Below are 4,079 nucleotides of genomic sequence, written 5' to 3'. Positions count from 1 at the left end.
CTCCTCAGCAATCACTCGGACTCCGCAAGACATCGCCTCGGTCGGCAAGCGCAGCGCGAGAGGACGAGCGCATACGCCCGTCCTCCCGCCCCTTTTCTTTCTACCTGTTGCCTTTTGCCCCTATTCGACCACCCGCAACGTGGCCGCCATACCGCCGCCCTCCGCATCGCCATGAAGCGAGCAGTAGTAGATGAACTCACCGGCAACCGGGAAGCTGGCAGTGAATTCCATCGGCAGTCCCAGCTCAGGAATGCCCATGAATCCCGACTGCATGTAGCCGGTTCCCTCCCAGACGGTCGTGCCCGATGGCAGGAAGGTCGCCATGTTCTGAGTGAACTTCGGCCGTCCATCCGCGAAGGCTGTGACCTCGAACTCTTCTGGCGGGGTCTCGCCCTCTCCGAGGAAGGTGACATTGTGCGGTTCGCCTGCGGACTGATTGATCCACTTGACCGAATCGCCGACCTTGATCTCGAGCACGCTCGGCAAAATGGCCATCACGCGCGCCTGCCCATTGCCCGCGCCGAGCGCGGCGGTCCAAAGCGTGGCGCCGTCGGCCTGCGCTTCTGCCACCGGTTCGGCGAACTCTGCCGTCGCAGCCATACCTTCTTCGGCGAGCGTGGCGAGCTGCTCGGCGGCCAGGGCATCGACTCCTGCCTGATCGAGCGGAAGCGCCGCTCCGGCCTCCTGCACGATGATCGTGCCGCGCATCACCGCCTGATGCGGAATGCAGAGGTACTCATAGGTGCCGGGGGTCGAGAACGTAACGATGACCGGGATGGCTGGGTCCCAGAGGATATCGACCCCAGTATTGACCGGAGTGACTCCGTCGACGACCTGATTGGGAGTCGGCAAGATCATGTCCGGATTCAGCACGAGGCTGGGCATCTCCCCTGCGGCCGGGCTGGCGAGTTCCGGATCGGGAATGAAGAGCGCCGGCGGCTCGGCGCCGTAGCCAAACCAGGCGTTGTGCAATCCCGGCATGGCGGACTGGAACCAGATTTGGTCGCCAGCGTTGATCACGATCTCCCCCGGGAAGAACCCCTGGAAATCGAGCTTGTTCTCCATGTCCATCCCGCCGACGACCACCTTCCAAAGATTGGTGCCATCGGCCTGCGGTCCGGGAACGGGTGACGCTGCCGCGTCTTGATGATTCGAATGCGCGCTGGCGAACTGGCGGCCACCGGGCAGCATTGCCATAACCAGCCCTGTGAGCCCGAGCGCCCCGCCCGTCTTGAGCAGCGATCGGCGATCGATGGTGCGAGCTACGGGTCCAGATGCAACTTGAAATGCGTTACGAATGCGATCTGCGTCATACGAGTTCATTGCGTTTTCTCCACTTACTTCGATCGAAATCCACTATCCACGTAACCGACTTACCCGAAGTTCCTCCTTTCCCCATTCAGCGGCTCCTCCTCCGCTGTCGCGTGCTATTCGGTAACGATGAGCTTCGCTGTCATGCCCTGCAGCAGATGATGCTTGCAGACAAGGTTGTACGTGCCAGGCGTGTCGATGACGACCGATTCCGACTGACCTGCGGCAAGCTGCGGAATGTCGATCGCCCCATCGGCGCCAGCAACGCTATGCCAGTTGGCTCCTTCGTTGACAAAGGTCAGCGGCGTGCCCGCCTTGACGGTGATCGATTTCGGCGCGAAGCGATTGTCGGAAAGGATGACCGTGGTGCCGGTATCGCTTTCGATCACTTCGAACGGCTCAGGTGACGCGACGCTGGTTGCCGCGGGCGCATCGTGCGTAGTGCCGTGGTTCATCTGCATGCCGTTGTCGCCGGTCACGGCAGGAGCATGCATGGGCACGGTTTTCTCACCGGTCGGATCCCAGTTCTCGCCGAGCGGACCCGGAGGCACAGCGCCTTCGTACTGAATCACTGTCATCATGCCGTTATCGGCGTGATTCTCGATGTGGCAATGCACCATCCAGACCCCCGGATTGTTGGCCACGAACTCGATGTCGTAGCGCTCCCCTGGCGCCACCAGCACCGTGTCCTTGGTCAGCTGGGCCGATTCGGGCACAGGATTGCCATCGGTCGCCACGATCTTGAACGAGTGCCCATGGGTATGGAACGGGTGCGGCACATTGCCGGCATTGATGAGCCGGATGCGCACCTTGTCACCCTCGCTGACCACGATCGGCGGAATGGCCTCGTGCATCTTGCCGTTCATGAGGAAGTAGTCGGTGCCGAACTCTCCGCCGCGCAACGTTTGGTCGCGCGGGCCGCGGGGTTCCTCCCCCAGGGCAACCGCGGGGGTCAGCTCAGCGTCCCATTCGGTCAGGATGTATGTGTAGTCCCGGTCGATCTCCGGCAAACCGCCCTTTGGCTCGACGATGAATGCGCCATAAAGCCCCAACAGAATTTGGGTGGAGACATCGGTATGCGTGTGATACCAACGGGTGCCTCCGGGAGTGGCAATGAACTCGTACGTGAACGACTCACCTGGCTCGACCGGCGCCTGACTGAGACCAGCGGGACCGTCCATAGCGTTGGGTACATCGACGCCGTGCCAATGGATGGTGGTGCCCGTGGGCAACTCGTTGGTAAGGGTGACACGCACCCGGTCGCCCTCAGTAACACGAATCTCCGGACCCGGCATGATGCCGTTGTAGGTCCAGGCTTTCACCGTCGTGCCGGGTTGGAGTTCCACCTCGGTCTCCTTGGCGGTTAGGTGGAATTCCTTGACTGGCGGCTCGGTCGCCGCACCCAAGCCTGTCAATCGGTCGCCACCAACCACGGCAGCGAGTCCAGCCAGCACCCCAACGCATAGGAGTGCTGTGAGCACGAGCCCAATCTTCGAGCTCCTGGTTGTCCAATCGATCGGTCGAAACATCTCGAGTCAACTTCCGCTAGCTTCCCATCCGCTGCCAGCGTCACTACGTTGCGCTGGCTGTGGCGGCGCCATTAGGTTCGGCAAGGCAACACATTTCCTCACCGGACCCAACGATACGGTCCCGAACGCCTCCAGCTCATCGGTAATCCTCCGTATTTGGCCCACGCAGCAAGAACGCATCGGATACGTAAGGTGGCGTATCGGAGTCGATCGCCCGCTCGGCCCGACTTCCCTCCATGACACACCCGCGGTCGCCGAGTTCGCAGTGTCGCAAGTCACAGCATGTGCCCGATGCGAGGCCGAGCACCCATTGCCCGGCCCCACATCGCGGCACTCCTGATTGACCGATTATTCGACGACCCGAAGGGTTGCACCCATGCGGCCACCGTCGGGATCGCCATGGAGCGAGCAGTAGTAGATGTACTCGCCAGCAACCGGGAAGCTGGCGGTGAACTCCATTGGCAGACCCAACTCTGGGATTCCCATGAAGCCCGACTGCATGTAGCCTTCGCCCTCCCACGTGGTATTCCCCGACGGCAGGAAGGTGTCCATGTTCTGAATGAACTTGGGCCGTCCATCAGCAAACTCGCCCACTTCGAACTCGACCGGCGGAACCACGCCCGGGCCGAGGAATGTCACGTTATGCGGCTCGCCTGGCGACTCATGAATCCACTTGACCGAATCGCCGACCTTGATTTCGAGCAGGTCAGGGAGGAAGGCCATGACCCGCACCTGTCCCGGACCGGCGCCGATCGCCGCTGTCCACAAGGTCGAGCCATCTGCTTGCGCTTCCGCCACCGGCTCGGCGAACTCCGCCTTCGCGGCCACTCCTTCCTGGATCAACGCGTTCGCTTGCTCAGTCGCCATGGCATCGAGCGCGGCCTGGTCGAACGGGAGTTCCGATCCCGCTTCCTGCACGATGACCGTGCCGCGCATGACCCCCTGGTGAGGGATGCAGAGGTAGTCATAGGTTCCGGGCGTGGGAAACGTGAGGACGACGGGAGTGGCCGGATCCCAAAGGATGTCCAGCCCCGTATTGACCGGATTCACCCCATCGACCGCCAGATTGGCGGTCGGCAGCGCAACATCCGGATCGAAGACGATGGCCGGCGCCTCCCCGGCAGCCGGGCTGGCCAGTTCGGGATCAGGGATTTGCAGAATGGGCGGCTCGGCGCCATAGCCAAACCAGACGGTATGGAATCCGGCCATGCCTTCTGTGAACCAGATCCGATCGCCGGC

General features: G+C 62.2%; 3 protein-coding genes. All 3 read right to left on the bottom strand.

Annotated elements, in window-relative coordinates:
- Positions 1 to 120 precede the first annotated feature (120 nt).
- Positions 121 to 1,323, bottom strand: a complete 1,203-nt coding sequence (locus R2855_19885) for a plastocyanin/azurin family copper-binding protein (protein ID MEZ4533266.1) — start codon at positions 1,321 to 1,323, stop codon at positions 121 to 123.
- Between the two features lie 104 nt (positions 1,324 to 1,427).
- A complete protein-coding gene (locus R2855_19880) occupies positions 1,428 to 2,792 on the bottom strand; it encodes a multicopper oxidase domain-containing protein (GenBank protein MEZ4533265.1) in 1,365 nt (454 codons plus the stop codon).
- A 396-nt stretch (positions 2,793 to 3,188) separates the two neighbouring features.
- On the bottom strand, positions 3,189 to 4,079 hold an 891-nt coding region (locus R2855_19875), incomplete at its 5' end, for a plastocyanin/azurin family copper-binding protein (GenBank protein ID MEZ4533264.1).

Source organism: Thermomicrobiales bacterium (genome assembly GCA_041390825.1).
Lineage (GTDB): Bacteria > Chloroflexota > Chloroflexia > Thermomicrobiales > UBA6265 > JAMLHN01.
This window is presented reverse-complemented; position numbering and strand designations above follow the sequence as displayed.